The sequence below is a fragment of the Paenibacillus sp. 01L418 genome (assembly GCF_056400045.1).
Map to the genome: position 1 here is coordinate 1 of NZ_JBFTSN010000110.1, position 17,315 is coordinate 17,315.

12 protein-coding genes and 1 pseudogene are annotated in these 17,315 nt (G+C 43.5%); all 13 read left to right on the plus strand.

Annotated features, from left to right (window positions below):
- The coding region (locus AC1DSE_RS15400) for a DUF4430 domain-containing protein (RefSeq protein ID WP_477527854.1) at positions 1-2,840 on the plus strand (2,840 nt) is incomplete at its 5' end.
- A 76-nt stretch (positions 2,841-2,916) separates the two neighbouring features.
- A complete protein-coding gene (locus tag AC1DSE_RS15405) occupies positions 2,917-4,437 on the plus strand; it encodes an S-layer homology domain-containing protein (RefSeq protein ID WP_477509268.1) in 1,521 nt (506 codons plus the stop codon).
- A 220-nt stretch (positions 4,438-4,657) separates the two neighbouring features.
- On the plus strand, positions 4,658-6,787 hold the full coding sequence (locus tag AC1DSE_RS15410) for a right-handed parallel beta-helix repeat-containing protein (RefSeq protein ID WP_477509267.1): 2,130 nt from the start codon (positions 4,658-4,660) through the stop codon (positions 6,785-6,787).
- A gap of 186 nt (positions 6,788-6,973) precedes the next feature.
- Positions 6,974-8,752 (plus strand): glycerophosphoryl diester phosphodiesterase membrane domain-containing protein, encoded by a 1,779-nt coding sequence (locus AC1DSE_RS15415; RefSeq protein ID WP_477527855.1) that lies wholly within the window; start codon positions 6,974-6,976, stop codon positions 8,750-8,752.
- A 33-nt stretch (positions 8,753-8,785) separates the two neighbouring features.
- A complete protein-coding gene (locus AC1DSE_RS15420) occupies positions 8,786-9,511 on the plus strand; it encodes a uracil-DNA glycosylase family protein (RefSeq protein ID WP_477527856.1) in 726 nt (241 codons plus the stop codon).
- 38 nt (positions 9,512-9,549) lie between these two features.
- On the plus strand, positions 9,550-10,338 hold the full coding sequence (locus tag AC1DSE_RS15425) for an SGNH/GDSL hydrolase family protein (protein ID WP_477509264.1): 789 nt from the start codon (positions 9,550-9,552) through the stop codon (positions 10,336-10,338).
- The gene (locus tag AC1DSE_RS15430; RefSeq protein ID WP_477509263.1) at positions 10,335-11,246 is read left to right on the plus strand and encodes an ABC transporter ATP-binding protein; all 912 of its coding nucleotides are present in this window, start codon (positions 10,335-10,337) and stop codon (positions 11,244-11,246) included. Before AC1DSE_RS15425 ends, AC1DSE_RS15430 begins: the two co-directional genes overlap by 4 nt.
- Entirely contained in the window at positions 11,239-12,210 is a 972-nt protein-coding gene (locus AC1DSE_RS15435; RefSeq protein WP_339208052.1) for an ABC transporter permease, read from the plus strand. Before AC1DSE_RS15430 ends, AC1DSE_RS15435 begins: the two co-directional genes overlap by 8 nt.
- 42 nt (positions 12,211-12,252) lie before the next feature.
- On the plus strand, positions 12,253-12,636 hold the full coding sequence (locus AC1DSE_RS15440; RefSeq protein WP_430063071.1) for a hypothetical protein: 384 nt from the start codon (positions 12,253-12,255) through the stop codon (positions 12,634-12,636).
- 518 nt (positions 12,637-13,154) lie between these two features.
- Complete coding sequence (locus AC1DSE_RS15445) at positions 13,155-15,644, plus strand: outer membrane protein assembly factor BamB family protein (RefSeq protein ID WP_477527857.1); 2,490 nt, start codon at positions 13,155-13,157, stop codon at positions 15,642-15,644.
- A gap of 13 nt (positions 15,645-15,657) precedes the next feature.
- Positions 15,658-16,308 carry an HAD family hydrolase gene (locus tag AC1DSE_RS15450; protein ID WP_477527858.1) on the plus strand — a complete coding sequence of 217 codons (651 nt, stop codon included), beginning with the start codon at positions 15,658-15,660 and terminating at the stop codon, positions 16,306-16,308.
- Positions 16,309-16,312: 4 nt separating this feature from the next.
- Positions 16,313-16,930, plus strand: a complete 618-nt coding sequence (locus AC1DSE_RS15455) for an NUDIX hydrolase (RefSeq protein ID WP_477509260.1) — start codon at positions 16,313-16,315, stop codon at positions 16,928-16,930.
- A gap of 163 nt (positions 16,931-17,093) precedes the next feature.
- Positions 17,094-17,315: pseudogene (locus AC1DSE_RS15460) on the plus strand (RNA polymerase subunit sigma-70); the annotation flags it as partial.

The window sequence follows — 17,315 nt, forward strand, 5'->3', positions numbered from 1 at the left end:
CTACAGAGCAAGCACTTGTTGCACTTGCTGATATTAAAAATCAGAAAACGGTATGGCAACGTTTAGGTGAAATAAAACTTCCTGTCTTTGTTAACACAAAGGTTAAAGTTGATGGTATTTCTCAAAGTATTTATGATCAGAAAACGGTTAGTTTAAAACAGAATGAAAAGCCAGTTACAGCACTCGATGCTCTAAAAAAGGCACTTAATACAGCAAATCCACCTATCACTTTCAATATTGTAAATAGTAGTATTGGTTCATATGTTCAAGGAATTGCTGGACAAGAAGCTGGTTCATTTGGCGGCTGGGATGGATGGATGTACGAGGTCAATGGCATTGCGCCAGATGTAGGTGCAGATGCATACCAGCTTAAAGAAAATGATGAGGTCCGATTCTATTACAGTCGTTACCCTGCGCTCTCTACAACAACAAAGCTGAACACCGGCTCAGTTGATCCTATTGTCGACGTTAAGCTTGTGGGTGATCATTTCAGCAGCGAAGCGACTATTGCAAGCAACTGGGCTATTGATTCGGATGCGTCAGGACTGACGATTAAATCAATCGAGAAGACGAACGATCAGCACATTAAGATTAGTCTTTTGGGCAAAGCAAAAGACAAGCCATTTACACTACAAGCATTAGCAGCAGCTTCAGAGAGTAAGAAGGAGAGCGAACCGTTTCCGGTTTTAGTTTCTGATTCTGTGACTGTAAATTTTCAGGTTGATGGCATTTCATCACCAATTTATACGAAGCAAACGGTGACACTTAAGAATACAGAAAACCCAGTAATGGTTTTAGATGTATTTAAAAATGCCCTTGATCGAGCAGAGCCAAAGATTGGTTATAAAATAACGGAAAGCAACTTCGGCCCTTATGTATCAGAAATAGCTGGGGAAGCAGCCGGCAGTCTTGGCGGCTGGGACGGCTGGATGTATGAAGTAAATGGGATTGCTCCAGAAGTTGGCGCAGACGCATATGAGCTTAAGGAAAAAGATGTCGTTCGCTTCTATTACAGCAGATATGCTGAACTTTCTACACAATCAACGATTACAAGTGGTGCTGATAATCCGTCGATTGACGTAAAGCTTGCTGGTGACGAGTTCACTAGCGTTGCGGCCAATATCGAAAATTGGACTATTGATACTGGAAATACAGATCTAAAAGTAAAATCACTTGTTCAAGATGGCAAGAACATAAATATTTCTTTTGAAGGTACAGCAAAAGGCGGAACAATAACGGTTAAAGCATTAGCTGCTGCGTTAGTTGGCAAAAAAGAATCCGATCCAATTGTAATCGCTATACCTCGTGAAGTGAGTGAAACAACGGATCAAAATTTTGCAATTCATGAGAATGAGAAGGTTGTCACTCTTGGTACAGCAAGCAATTCGCATGTAACTAACAATATCAGTCTTACATTTACATCGGCTGCATTGCCACAGGTAACAGCTATTCGTGGTACGACAACGTTGGAGATTCCAGCTAATACAAAGGTTACATCAACATGGGATCAAAAGCTGCTGCTTCCTAAAAATTTGAGCATAGATGATAGCGGTCTAACGACTAAGTTGAATAGTGTTTTGTCTGCTGACAATAAAAAAGTCGATGGAATTTCAATTCGCATACAAGCGGGCGGAAATGAAAAAATACAATTTAATCAACATGTTACCCTTACTATTAAAGGTCAAGGCGATAAAGAAGTTGGATTTGTAGATCAAGCAGGTGTGTTCACGCAAATTAAGAAATATGCTGATTCATCAGCTCGTACGGATGAGGTCTATGCTTATAATCAGAACGGCGATCTTATTATTAAAACAAAGCATTTTACAGAGTTCTTAGCTTATACAACAACGACAGCTTCGACAGGTGGAGATGGTGGTACTCTTCCGGTAGCGGAGACCATTACTCTATCAGTTGAAAAGAAAACTGTCAGCACCGGTGATTTGGTTGCTCCATTCACTGTAACTCTTAAACAAGGTGATACTGCCTTTACTGCACTTAAACGAGTACTTGAAGAGAAGGGTGTTTCTTTAAAATATATAGGTTCGGATTCAAGTATTTATGTACAAGCTATTGGTGGTCTTGCCGAATTTGATCATGGTGAGAAAAGCGGTTGGATGTACTCTGTTAACGGAACCTTCCCGCAAATAAGTGCAGGTTCGTATGTGCTAAAAAAAGGAGATAATGTTCGCTGGCAATATACGAAGGATCTAGGTGCGGATATTGGAGCAATTATTCCGGGCGACACTGGCGGACAGGTTCCTGGAACAGACCCAGAAGTGAAACCAGATCCATCTGCAACGAAATACTCAGATGAATCAAAAATTGCAAGCTGGGCTTTGGAAGCAGTAAACAAAGCAACGGCACTAGGCTTCATGCAAGGCACAAGCACGAGCAATGCAACATTCGAGCCTAAACGTAATTTGACACGTGCTGAATTTGCAGCGCTAATGGTTAAGTACTCCGGAGCAGACCCTATTATGGAGGATTCCGGCTTTAAGGATGTTAACAGTGGGGCATGGTATTATGGTTATGTTAAAGCAGCCAAAGAAAAAGGATTGATGTCAGGTGTAACTGAAACTTCTTTTGCACCGAACCAACCGATTACAAGACAAGAAATGGCTGCCGTTTTAGTTAGACTTAAAGGTCTAGCTGATGAGAATGCACCACAAGCAGCAATTAAGGATCGTGACGCTGTTGCAGCGTGGGCTGTTCCTTATGTAAATGTAGCTTACCAAAAAGGTCTGATGACAGGAGATAACGGCAAGTTTAATCCACAAGCTCTTGTTACACGTGAGATGGCAGCTGTTACGATCATCCGACTTCATGAATTGAAATCATAATATACTAAGCTGTCTCGTAGGCTATTGCAATAGCTGCGGGACAGCTATTTTCTTGAAAGGAGAGTGTGGATTCAGGATGAACAAAAAATATGTATCGCATAAACCATTATTATTGCTGGTTATATACGCATTAATGCTTTCTTGCGTCAGTTCGGCTCTGCTGCCTATGCAGCGCGCAGCAGCGGCAGAAACGATGGCGGTAGAGAATGAAATGACATCAGCCGCGAAACAAATCTTAAGCAGCGGCACGATTAGCGATTGGGAAGCGATTGCCTTATATCGGTCTGGTCATGCGGTGCCAGCAAGCTATTTGAGCGGGCTGACTTCTTATTTAAAAGAGAACAAAGGTGAATTCCGCAAAGTAACCGACCTTGAACGAATGGCTATTGCGATTAGAGCGGCAGGTGAAGATGCAACCTCCTTCGCAGGCTACAATCTCATTCAAAGCATCTACAATCATTCGAGAATGACGAATCAAGGCACAAATGGCGTGATTTTTGCATTGATTGCTTTGGATAGCGGTATCTACGAGGTGCCTACAAACGCTTTATGGACACGTGCGAAGTTAATAGACTGGCTGCTCAGCCAGCAAAATACGAGTGGAGCATTCCCGCTGTCGGAAAAATCCGAGGATAATTTAGATATAACCGCCATGGCGATAAGCGCACTCGCTCCTTACCAAGAACAAGCAAAAGTGAAAAGTGCAATCGACAAAGCTGTAAAATGGCTGTCTTCTGAACAGCAAGTAAATGGCGGCTTTAACGCGTTTGGTGACGACAACAGTGAGAGCGTAGCTCAAGCTATTATTGCTTTGTCAGCTGTGGGAGTTAGTCCAATGGAATCCAGCTTTATGAAAAAGAACGGGAATCTCCTAACGAGCTTATTAAGATTCCAGCTTGCGGATGGCAGTTTTGCACATGCACTTGGTCAGCCATCAAATGAGATGGCAACGGAGCAAGCGTTGATGGCGTTAGCCGCGTACGACCGCTATAGCAAGCAAAAGCCGGCGCTGTTCAACATTTCGGCGGATACAGAATTGACGGGCAGCAAGTCGCAATTTGTAGACAATAACCTCATTTCCGTATGGGCCTATGATGCTGTTTATAGCGTGTTCGAAGCCAAAGTTATGGTTGGGGTAAGCAGTTCGGAGCTTCGCTTTGATCCGAAGAAGCAGATGACAAGAGCCGAATTTGCAACCTTGCTCATCAATCTATTGGAGGAAGCCCCTGCTAATGAGGCAGCAAAAGTGTTCAAGGATGTTCAGCCTGGCGCATGGCATTACGGAGCCATTATGCGTGCCAAGGAACTGGGCATCATTCAAGGGATTACAATAGATTCGTTCAAACCGAACCAAGCGGTAACAAGACAAGAAATGGCGATCATGATTGCCAAGGCTTTCAAGCTTAAGGGCAGCACAGATTCGCTTCCTTTCAAAGACGAGAGCAGCATTCATGAAAGTGCAAAAGCATACGTCAATGCCGTATATGTAAACGGCTTGATGCAGGGCTCGAACGGAAGCTTTAATCCGAAAGCGGTCGTTACGAGAGAAATGGCAGCCGTGGTGGCAGATAAACTGCTGGAATTGCCGGCAGCCTAAATTCAGAAGAAGCGAAATGAAAGAGCAAGCTGCTCTTTTGTTTCGCTTCTTTTTTTGCATCTTAATACATAGGAAGGAAGCCCCTTTTTTCACTAAACGAACCAAATTCAGGATTTTGTTCTTTATAAAGAATATTGGTAGTGGTATATTTAAGAGGTTGAAAGGAGGAGCACTTATTTCTTGCAATCAGATGATTTGAACCGCAAATAGGAGGCTTAAAGTGAATATATTAAAGCTAGTCATGTCACTAATGCTTGGATTACAGTTATTGCTAATACCTAATCAGGCTTCGGCAGAAGCGTCTGATTCCAAAGACTATTATCTAATTGAGCTTTCTAAATTTGGYATTTATAACGATGGCACACATCCTGTTGAGACAACAAAGGGCATTAACAATGCACTGCAATGGGCAGTTAAAAATGGGAAAACAACGACGTCACTGCCGCCGGGTACCTATTTAATCGATAAAGCTAACCGGATTAATATGGTCAGCAATATGGTGTTTGATCTCCCGATGGATGCGGTGCTCAAGAAGGAAACAAATGATAAAGAGTCGTATCAACTCATGTATTTGGGTTATGGCGTTCATAACGTCACGCTGAGAGGCGGGACCTATGCAGGTGACAGGGAAACACATAACTATTCTAAAAAAGACAATAAGCACAGCTCAGGCACACATGAAGCTGGTTATGGCATTTTTACGCAAGGAGCTTATGATATTACCATTGACGGTGTGAAATCGATTAATTTTACAGGCGATGGTCTCATACTAGGCGGTTACGGCACGATGGCAAAGGATTTGTATGAAGATCATTTTGTATTAGGCGCATTCGATGATAAAGGAAAAAATGTCGCGAATGCCAAAAAGCTTCGAACGAAGCAGCCGCTTAATTTTACGAACACGATTTTTAAAACAGAAAAACAATTTGAATTGTCGAATGCGATTAAACTGCCATATAAATTTGATATCTTCTTCTATAAAGCAAACGGAGCTTTTATTAAGAAGCTGGCAAATGTGAAGGTGCGCGAGCTCATCGACATACCTGAAGGAGCGACGCAGTTCCATCTTGTATTCGAGCAAGCGACCAAAAAAGGCGCCTATGTGGAATTTTGGAACAAGAGTGTAACGAAAAACGTGGTTGTGAAAAATTCTGAATTTGCTTATAACCGTAGGCAAGGAATTACGGTCGGCGGTGCTGATCAAGTACTTATTGAGAACAACGTTCTTCATCATATCAAGGGGACGATGCCGCAGTCKGGAATAGATGTGGAGGGCGGTTTCGGCGAGAACGGACACCGCAACAGCAATATAACGATCAAAAGCAATAAATTTCACGATAATGCTTCGTACGATGTCATTCTTTATGATGGAAAAGACGCAATCGTAGAAGACAATCATTTGGCATCAAAAGGTGCGATTGGGCTAGCCATCTCCGATCCATTTAAAGGGGCCATGATTAAAGGCAATCACTTTGACGGCTCGCGTATTGCCGCGGCTCACGATGCCACATTTATCGATAACAAGATGAATGATTCCTATACGTCGTTTACGGGTCCTAATATCAAAATAGATGGAATGACCTTTACGGACTCTATGTTTTTAATTAGTGCGAAGGATGCTTTTGGAGTGAGTGCATCGAACATCGTTATGAATAACAACAAAAAGAGTGATTCTGGTCTATCGCTTTGGGGAAAACCGATTCGATTGAAAAACATAACGATTAACGGCGAGGGCAAGCTTAGGGTTGTAACGGGCGGTATAACCGAGGGCTCGATCATCGATAACTTAAAGGTAACCGGCTTTAATACCGATTCCGGGTTAACGCTGCCTCCTGCCACATACAACAACTGCGAATTTATCGGAGCCGCGGGAACGGGTAAATTCGGATCGATTGCGGTTGCACAAGCCGGCAAATATGTGTTCGATGGCTGTTCCTTTCAATCACCGCCAGCGCTTAGCACATTAATGATCGCTGAACATCCAAAGCTTGATTTGACGATCAAAAATTCGACATTTGAGCTATTAGGCAACTCCCAAGCCATTAGCGTTCAAGCGGCGAAAAACCTGCTGCTGGAGAATAATACGATTACAGCGGAAAAACTAACCTCCGATAAAACAGAGATTGTGCGCATCAACGATTATTGGAAAAGGAATAATCCGCATGACGTTCTGAAGGCCGTAATTAGAGGAAATACGATTACAACCAATTTAGCTGCGATCGGCATCACCACATTATATGCGGGAACAGGAGCACCAGCCTATCTCATTGAGAACAACACCTTATACACAGCTAAGCTGGTTCAAAAGAAAAATGATATTTTGAAAAACAATTCGATTAAGAAACAATAGGCTGGCAGACGTTAGCTTTTATAAAAATGAGCATCCGTTTTCTTCAATTGAAGAGAACGGATTTTTTATTGTATTTTTCCGATTCGACGCGGGGGTAGGTAAATAGCTATAATAAGGAAATGAAGTTGCTTAGCAATTCCATTTCTTGCTTTATTGATTACCATACAATGAATAGGATGAATGTTCATGCTCAAGCGGCTTGGTAGAAGTATCCGTGACTTTCGTGAAACGTACAAGCAACATTTGTTGTTTGAATATTTATTTATGCTCCTAACGAGCTTTGTCATTATTCCGATTATTTCTTTTATATTTAACCGTATGCTTCGTGTACTTGGATCGGGCTCTGTATTGAATGGCGATGTTTACAAAATTGGTCTGAGCTACACGGGCGTTGCTGGATTAATCGCGATTTGTTTAGTAGCTGTACTTGTGCTTTTTATCGAGTTTGGCGTGGTCATTACGATTTCTCAGCAGCATTATTTTGGCAAACAGGTATTGATCTCTGATGCCGTGCTGACGACGCTGAGACAGACGCCTAAACTATTTGGATTTGGCTTGATTCAGCTGTTGTTTTTCCTATTGTTTCTCGTGCCATTTATTGAATCGCCGCTGTCAACTTCCCTTTTTGCACAATTTAACGTCCCGATATTTTTTAACAGCCGCGTCTTGAGCTCGTCTATGATGATGCTTTCTTTATACGGCTTGTTGCTTTTGGCGGGCGTGTACACCATCTTGAGATGGATTTTTGTTTTGCATTTCATTATGATCGAAGACAAATCCATTCGAGTAGCAATTAGAAGCAGTCTCTTATTGACGAAGGGAAAGCGGTTATCGATCTTTGTTAATCTGTTTTTGCTAAATGTGTTCGTATTCGCGCTTGGTTTTGTCGTCATCTCGTCTGTTGCATATTTGCCAGCGTGGCTGGACATCAATGTGCTTAAAGCGGTGTCCAATCATTATTCATTAACGCTAACAACGGTGCTAACCTACATGTTCACTTTGCTGCTCGTACCGATTAATATCATCTTTTTGACAAGGCTCTTCTATCACTTTAAACGTACACGAGGCGTGATGCCGCGAGATCAGCTCCGTTTATTCAAAAATGGCTGGGTTGRCCCGCTTGAGCAGCGTCTTATGACTTTTCTAAAAGGCAGAACGAGGAAACGAGTGCTCTACAGCTCTATATTGGCTGCTTATTTAGCGCTTGCGCTGTTTGTCAGCTATGCTGCTAATGATCAATTGGTTTATGTAAAATGGAGCGTGCTCTTGTCTGCTCATCGCGGCGATACGCTCGTTGCGCCGGAAAACTCGCTGGAGGCGATTCGCAGCTCAGTGGCGCAAAGCATTGATGCCGTTGAAATTGATGTACAGATGACAAAGGATGGCGTAGTTGTCCTGAACCATGACTATAATTTACAGCGTATGGCAGGTGTGCCGAAGCGGGTGAGCGAGCTGGATTATGAGGAAATTGCGAGGCTGAACATTGCCAAGGCTGGCGGTGAACCCGATGAGATTGTGCGAATCCCCATGTTATCCGAGGTGCTTGGAGAAGTGCTGGGGAAGTCGAAGCTGATCATTGATCTTAAGCCATACGGTTCAGGCGAACAAATGGCTGAGCATGTTGTTGCATTAATTGAACAATTCGATATGGTGCAGGACTGTTATATTCAATCATTCGATCGGTCTACGCTTCAACATATTCGGTCGCTTAACCCCGATATTAAAATTGGGCAAATTTTATATTTTGCACTCGGTGATCTTTCGCTTCTTGATGTTGATTTCTATACCATTGAACAGATTATGTTGACAGAGCAGCTCGTGGAGCGTGCGCATAAAAAAGGCCGTGAGGTATGGGTGTGGACAGTTAACAGCGAGCGAAATTTAAAAGAGGTGCTTARATTCGAAATCGACGGGATCATTACCGACTATCCTGCACGCGCGCACAATATGGTTGAGCTGAAGTAAGAACATACAGATTGAGCGGAGGGGCGGTTAACGGTGACACAAATTGAAAAATATAAACCTTTTATTGAGTCGCTCCCGCCCGGCAGCTTGTCCAAGGAGCAGCTGTTCGTGAAACAATTGCTTCTTCACGAAGAGCAGGACATGTCGATTTATTACGTGCCTTACGAATATGTGAATACCTCTGCTAAAGTGATGATTATCGGCATTACGCCAGGCTTTACCCAAATGGAGGTAGCCATACGCAGCGCGCGGGAGGATCTTGTAAATGGGGTGTCTTATGACCTCATTGATCAACGCGCGAAGAAGCTTGCCAGCTTTGCAGGCTCTATGAGAAAAAATTTGATCGACATGCTCGATCAAATTGGATTGCCAGCAGCACTTGGCATAAAGAACAGCGAGTTATTATTTTATGAGCTTAGAGATTTACTGCATACAACTTCAGCAATAAGGTATCCCGTGTTCATAAAGGGCAAAAATTACACCGGGCACAGCCCTGTTATTTTGAAATCAGAGACGCTTTATCACTATGCAGAGAGTATCTTTCTTCCAGAATTGCTGGCGGTAAAAGATGCGCTTGTCATCCCGCTTGGCAAGTCGGTAYCCGATGTAGTCAAGCATTTTGCTGACAAGGGATGGATAGATAAAGAAAGATGCTTGTTCGAAATGCCGCATCCCTCAGGAGCAAATGGTCACAGAAAAAGCCAGTTTGAGCAGAATAAAGCACAGATGCAGCAGCAAGTGATTACATGGTTCAGCTAATCATATAACAGCTACAGAAATAGAAAGGCGTGACGGGGATGCATAGTAAAAAAGTTCGTATGATTACCTCTTTTGCGTTTCTAGCGAGTCTCTTATGGATATTTGCCTTAGGCTGGTCGATAAAAGATTATTTATTCGGAACAGCGAGCCAATCATCTGTATCACAAGATACGGAACAACCAGCAGAATCATCAAGCGGATTAAAGATTATTGCACTAGGGGATTCGTTAACGAGAGGAACAGGCGACATCGAAGGAAAAGGGTATGTAGGTTATGTCAGCGATCAACTGAAGCAGTCCGGTAAAGATGTTTCCTTAATTAACTTAGGTATTAAGGGGCTTACCTCTTCAGAGCTAGTGGAGCAGATGAAACAAAAGGAAATCGAGCGGCAAATTGGACAAGCAGACATTATTCTGATGACCATTGGCGGCAACGACTTATTTCTCGGTGGTCAATCGCTTACGGATCTGTCTGAGGCAAGCATTTCGGGATTAGAAGAAGCGTTTTTGAATCATCTAAAAACGATTTTGACGACCATTCGTGCCGTTAATACAGAAGCAACCGTTTATTTGCTTGGATTGTATAATCCGTTCAGCGAGTTCCAAAATGGTGAGTTGATGTCGACTGTGGTTAGGAACTGGAATAGTAAAACTGCGGAGACTCTGGCGCAGCATTCGAAAGCCGTTCTGGTTCCTACCTATGATTTGTTTCAGCTGAATGCAGAGAAACTGTTATTTACGGATCATTTCCACCCGAATGAGATAGGGTATCGCTTAATGGCTGAGCGGGTAGCCGCGTTAATTGCTGATGCAGGAGGACAATCATGAGCGACATTACATTAGCAGTGCAGGGTTTACGGAAGGTGATAGGCAAGCGGACGATCATCAAGGATTTAAGCTTTGAGCTGAAGCGCGGCGAAGTATTTGGTTTTCTAGGCCCTAACGGAGCAGGGAAAACGACGACGATTCGCATGCTGGTCGGCTTAATTAAGCCAACCTCCGGTACCATCCATATATGCGGCTTGGATATTGCGAAACATTTTACAAAAGCGATGCGGCATTTAGGATGTATTGTAGAAAACCCAGAGCTGTACCCGTTCCTCAGCGGAATGGACAATCTTCGCCACTTTGCCGTTATGATTAAGGGAATAACGCAGAAGCGGATCAATGAGGTTGTCGCGCTTGTTGGCATGCAGGATCGAGTGAATGATAAGGTAAGCACCTACTCACTTGGGATGAGGCAGCGGCTTGGGATCGCTCAAGCACTGCTTGGCAAGCCTGATGTCCTCATATTGGATGAGCCAACGAATGGGCTTGATCCATCGGGCATTAGAGAAATGCGGGCTTTTATTAGGTTTCTAGCAGAGGAAGAAGGATTGACCGTGCTCGTATCGAGCCATTTGCTGCATGAAATTCAATTGATGTGTGACCGGGTTGCGATTATTTCCAAAGGCGAGATCATTCGAGTGGATTCGGTTAAGCAGCTGCTGTCCAGCGAAGAACGTCTAGTATGGCGGCTGCAGCCGCAAGCGCTGGGACGATCGATACTTGGCGATGTTACGGCTGTCTTGGGTGAGTCGACGGATACGGTTACGACAGCTTACGTTGAACATGCAGTTGGAGAGTGGAACCGCAAGCTTGTTGAGGCTGGGGTAAGTGTGCTGGAGATGAATCGGAAGCTTCCCGCGCTTGAAGATCTATTTCTTGAGCTGACAGGAGGCGAATCGATTGATTAATCTCGTTCAAAATGAAATGACGAAGCTGGTTGGCAAACGACGTTTTATCGTCATCTCGATCATTATTATCGTTCTTCTCTCGATGTTTACTTATGCGCAGGCGAAACAGGCAGAATCCATAAAGGAGCGGCTGGGTGACGTGGATTGGCGCACCGAATTGCAGCAGCAAATTGTGGATATGCAAAATCGGTTGAGCAGCGCAGGACAGTGGCGAGAGCAAATTCAAATTCAAATCAAACAATCCGAATATTACTTGAACAATAATGTGAATCCCTCCGAGCCGGGAGCGCCAACCTTTATCAGAGGTTTTGTTCAAAACTCGGCGGAGCTGTTTCTCCCTTTGCTCATTATGATAATTGCGGTTGATATCGTCTCCTCAGAGCGAAGCATGGGAACGATTAAGTTGCTGCTCACCCGCCCGGTGAGCAGGTTTAAAATATTGCTCAGCAAATATATCGCGCTGATATTGTCCGTTTCCTTAGTTATTTTCATATTCGGCTTGTTGTCTTACCTTATCTCAGCCGTTATGTTTGGCAATCAAGGCTGGTCGGCTCCCGTATTGACTGGCTTCTCAACACAAGGAGGCGAGCTCGACATATCAGGCGTCCGCCTGGTGTCACAATGGCAGTTTATCATTCAGCAATTTGGACTAGCATGGTTTATCTCGCTTGTAGTGGGAACGTTATCGTTCATGCTGTCCATTCTAATGAGAAGCAGCGCAGCCGGTATGGGAACGATGCTCGCATGCTTAATTGCAGGCGCTATTCTAAGCAACATGGTATCCTCATGGGATTCGGCCAAATATTTGTTCATGGTCAATCTTGGTTTGATGGACTATGTCAGTGGATCTGCTCCACCTATCGAGGGCATGACGCTTGGATTCTCGCTTGCCGTGCTTGCCGCTTGGATGGTCGGTTCGCTGCTCGTTTCGTTTACGGTGTTTATGAGAAAAGACATTTATTGATCGTGCTGTAGGTTGTCTAACTCATCCTAAAATGCTTCTTCTATGCATAAGCATGTAATAGAGAGGAGCGTGATAAGGTTGGACAAAACGGTACGCAGATATTACCAGCAAAAACAAAAGCAAAAAGAAATAGAGCAGGAGCTGACAGAACTCAGGCAGACCATTATGAGCTACTTGGCTGAGCAGGAAGCAAATGAGCTGGAGATTGGGAGCCATAAAGTAAAAGTGGTTGTGCAGGAGCGTAAGGAATACGACGACAACAAGCTTTATGAGGCGCTGCCAGATCCGGAGCTATGGCGAATGTTATCGAAGCCGGATGGCTCAAAAATTGCAAGCTTGGTCAAGCTGAACGTCATTAATGAGGAAAAGCTGAAGGATACTTTTTCCACAAAGACGGTTAAGTTGCTTCAGGTGGATAAGAAGTAAATTTATGAAAGGACGATTCGGTCAAACGAATCGTTCTTTTTTTTGTGCGTGGCATTTGAAGCTCGCTGGGGAAACGGTTTGTTAACATTGACGAGGGTCATCCCGCCGAAGCAGCTTTGCGGCGCGAGTTATGCGGAAATAGATCTAGAAATTAGCTCTATTTCACTCATACTGACCAAAACCGCTCAAATAGATCTAGAAATTAGTCTTATTAATGCGTGCATAAAGCAACTCAATCGCCATCCTGCTAGGTCAAGAAGGAGGTAATGCAACAACAAGCATCTAAAGTTTTCACTAATCGACGTTTCTCAGTGAATCAGAGAGCTGATACTTCAAATAGACTCTCAAAAAAGTCGTACCAATTCTTAAATGGTCTGAACTCTCTGAATCAAATTATAGACAACATGTAACTGTCATCCTAAACGCAACTTTTTCAGCACTCTAGTCGTCATACTTACCAAATAAAGCCAAACTACGGGCGCATTAGATTTTTAGTGTGCAATGGAGGCCTTGTATTTATGATTATCAAAAAATATCAAACGACAGCAATCGTTGTACTGCTCGCCTTGCTTGTTGGATGTGAGGGCAATGCCATTAACGACATGCCATCAAATCAAGTATCCGCTAAGGAAACACCCGCGAATGCTGTGCAGCTCGTCGAAAAAGAAGAAGCCGCAACTCTTATACCGATTACGATCGATACGATTAAGAGTGGAATAAAAGATGATCTGACCCAAGATCAGGTTCATACGCTTTTTGGAATACCAGCATCATCTGAAGAGAGTTACATCATGATGAACGGTAAAATGAGTGTCATTGATCAATACATATATGAAGAGGGCCAATCAAAACTTGTCATTCAATGGTCCAAGGAAGGGCAGCTGCTATACGTTGTGTTCTACGATACGGATGCTTCAGGGAAACGCAGGAGCTTCCTGCCTTCTATTAAGGGGCTGTCGTCATCCTCATCAGAAAATAATCTTGTAGCTAGAGAGCATGCGATAGAGCTGGATAAGCCAGTTACATTATATATGAACACGAATGCCTATGAGTGGTGGGGAGGAACACGTGCTGTTAAGTTCATCTCTGTAGATGCACGGGCAAAATATAAAGTCGTTACATTGTCGGATGATTTTGCCGAAATTCAGGACGAATCGGGATACGGTGGGTTTGTACCCGTGTGGTATTTAACAAAAGAAGCCGCTCAAACGAAAGATATAGCACCTCTATCGTTAAAAGCAAAAGAAAGTGCTAAAGCGAAGTGGTATCCGAATTCACAAGGTGATGCCACAACTATGAAAGAGGGAGATACCCTCTATGCTTACAAGCAATATGAGGATTGGTATGGAGCTGCCGTACCGGATAGTGCCGAAGGTGATAAATCCTATGGCCTTCTATGGATTCGTAAGGATCAAGTAACGTCAGCTGGTGGTGCTGCGCCTTTGTTTGAGATTGAAAATAGCAAACAAGCGGTAGCTGCTGCTGTGCGGAGTGTACTTGTGCCTGGTCTTGAGAAAGCTCGCGCGAAGGCGATCTTTGGTGAACCTTCGTTCGAAGAGTCTTCCGAAAATGTAGCACCATTAGAAGAAAAAGCTCGCACCCTTCCATTATGGCGTTATGAGGGAGAGCAAAATGAGCTTATCGTTGCTTGGTCAGAAGCGGGGACACTTCGGTATTCGATATACCGAGACTCCCCCGAACTAATTGCGCCACAATATGGTGTTAGTGCTCAGGGGCCTCTTGCACCTTCGCTGCATATGCAGTGGGATTGGCGCTTCAAGTCCGATCTCGGATTCAATTTTCTACTTGAGAAGGTTGGTAATGTTCTGATCATCGCAGGCGAGGATGGCGGTTTCAGCGGTATGCACAATAATTCGAATATATATGCGCTTGACTCAGCTACGGGTCGCAAGAAATGGCAGTTTGATTTTGGCTTTGGAAGACATGACTACGGTTTATCGCAGGATAAAGAACGAATAGCGTTTCTTAAGAGCTCTATGCAAGAAGACCGTCCAGTTCATACGCTTCTGGCATTAAAGACAGCTACCGGACAAAAAATGTGGCAAAAGAAGCTGGACAATGGTAAGGATGTAACCTCATTTGCTGTATCCAAAAACGTGATTTCAGCCGTACAATCAAAGCGAATCAGCACAACGGAAGAAAAGTTTACTTATGATCTCATCGGGTGGAGTATGGGAACAGGCAAGCAGCTTTGGAATATTGAGCTAGCTCAAGAATCAGAATTGGTTCGTGATGTCGGCAATCAAGACGTACTGCTTGTACAGGTTGGTGAGGACATGAGCCCTGTCATTTTGAATGAGCTGCAAGCATACGATCCGTTGACTGGAAAGGTGCTCTGGAAGAAGCCGGAGCGTAAAGCGGCCTCAGATCAAGAAGTGACGGATAGTGTTCGTTATGCGGAGCGTTCGAAAGCTTTTTGGACGAGGACGGTGGATGAATTAGTGTTAGTAGATGCCAAGACAGGCAAGGATGGGCTTCGCCTGCCTCTTGCCGGTTATAGCCGTTACGATATTATTGATGAAAATTATATCTTTCTACAGCAGTCATCTGATAATAACTTGTATAGTGAAAACGTGAAAAGCTCCTTAATCGAAGTTAAGTCAGGCAGGCCGTTATTTACACTAGAAGGAAGAGCTGAATTCGGGAAAATAGAAGGAAGCTTGTTATATTATCGCCTGAATGGTAAAGCGATGTCTTTTGATTTGAAAAAGGAAGAGCAGCGCTGGACAACATCGGGTGTTCCTGGCAAGCAAACGGATGGGGCTTCAGTTGTTCATTATGGCGGCAAGCTGATCGGCGTCTTTCCGGGTCTCGGTAATATGTATGTGTTAGACGAATCGACTGGAGAAGCAGTGAATAGACTCTCAGACGTTCGAGTTGGGTATTACGATTTTACGCCAAATCAACTGCTGAGTGGTTATTTATCGGTTATTGATGAGCAGCTTTATGTAGGCTCCTCGAATGGGTATTTTAGCAAGATAAAATAGAAGGAAGTGTGTTATGCCAATCGATGCCGTATTATTTGATTTTGATGGGACTTTAGCAGATACTTTGCCATTATCGTTTAAAGCTTTTAACACCGTGTTCAAAACATATGACAATCGAGATGTTACGAATGAAGAGCTCATAGCGATGTTTGGTCCAACAGAAGAGGAGATCATTGCAAATAATTTCAGGAATGAAGAATTCATTTTACAAGCGATTATGGACTATTATGCGATTTACAAGCAGGGGCATTTTGATACCATCGAAAAGGATCAGGCTATTATTGATTTGCTAGAACATTTGAAGGGAAAGGGGATCAAAATCGGAGTCATCACAGGAAAAAGTAGGCGAGCGTTCCAGATTTCATCTGAAGCGCTGAATTTAATAAGTTACTTTGATGTGGTGATTACTGGTGATGATGTTGTAAAGCCCAAACCTGAACCCGAAGGTATATATAAGGCGTTAGAAATCCTTGGCGTTAATAAATCCAAAACCGTATTTATTGGCGACAGCAATGCAGATATTGTGGCAGGTAAATCTGCTGGTTTACGGACCTATGGCGTGCAATGGCTGTCAACGTTCCAAAGCAGCGTGTTTGATATACCGCCTGATGCTATTTTCAGAAGCGTATCTGAATTTCTTGACATCATGAAGGAAGAGGGATAGACAGATGGAATTGAAGTGGTTGGAGTGGGCGAAACAGATGCAGGCGATTGCTCAAACGGGACTTACGTACACGAAGGATGTTTATGATATAGAACGTTATGAACAGTTGCGGCAGATGAGTATAGAAATTATGATGAACTATACTTTGGTCAGTGAGGAGAAAATTGCTCTAACTTTCGCAAGTGATTCTGGTTATGCGACGCCAAAAGTTGATATTCGTGGTGTGATTTTTAATGGAAATAAAATATTGCTTGTTCGCGAGAAGCTAGATGGCGCATGGGCATTGCCGGGAGGCTGGGCGGATATCGGTTATTCGCCTTCGGAGATTGCAGTGAAAGAGGTCAAAGAAGAATCAGGGTTTGATGTTGCGCCCGTTCGTTTACTCGCTGTATTGGATAAAAAATTCCATGATCATCCGCCTGAGCCTTACCATGTATATAAGTTTTTTATACTTTGTAAAATCGTTGGTGGAGAGGCCGCTGGCGGAGTAGAAACAAGCGCGGTTGATTTTTTTGAGATAGATCAATTGCCAGAGCTGTCTGCGGAGAGAAACACCAAAAAACAGATTCAAACGTTGTTTGAGTTTCTGGAAAATCCAAATAAAGAGATTATTCTGGATTGACCTGTTGCAATAATCGGGATCGTAATATTTTATATACCTTGAGATGAAGCAGGGTTATTTTCAATTGTCGAAACACCGTACATGCACTTCTAGGCGGCTACCCACATATAATGGAGAACAGACTTCAGTGTTCATCTGTAATACATCGTGGGGGTGACTGAGCATGCCAGGATTGTTTTCGGCAATAGCACTATTTATTAAACAGCTTTCGCTACTTGTCTCTTATGTCAAAAATAATGCTTTTCCCCAGCCTCTTCAAGAGGAGGAGGAAACTAAACATCTGCAACTGATGGCGGAAGGTAATCAACGTTCACGAAATCTTTTGATCGAACATAACCTTCGACTTGTCGCTCACATAGTGAAAAAATTCGACAATACTGGGGAG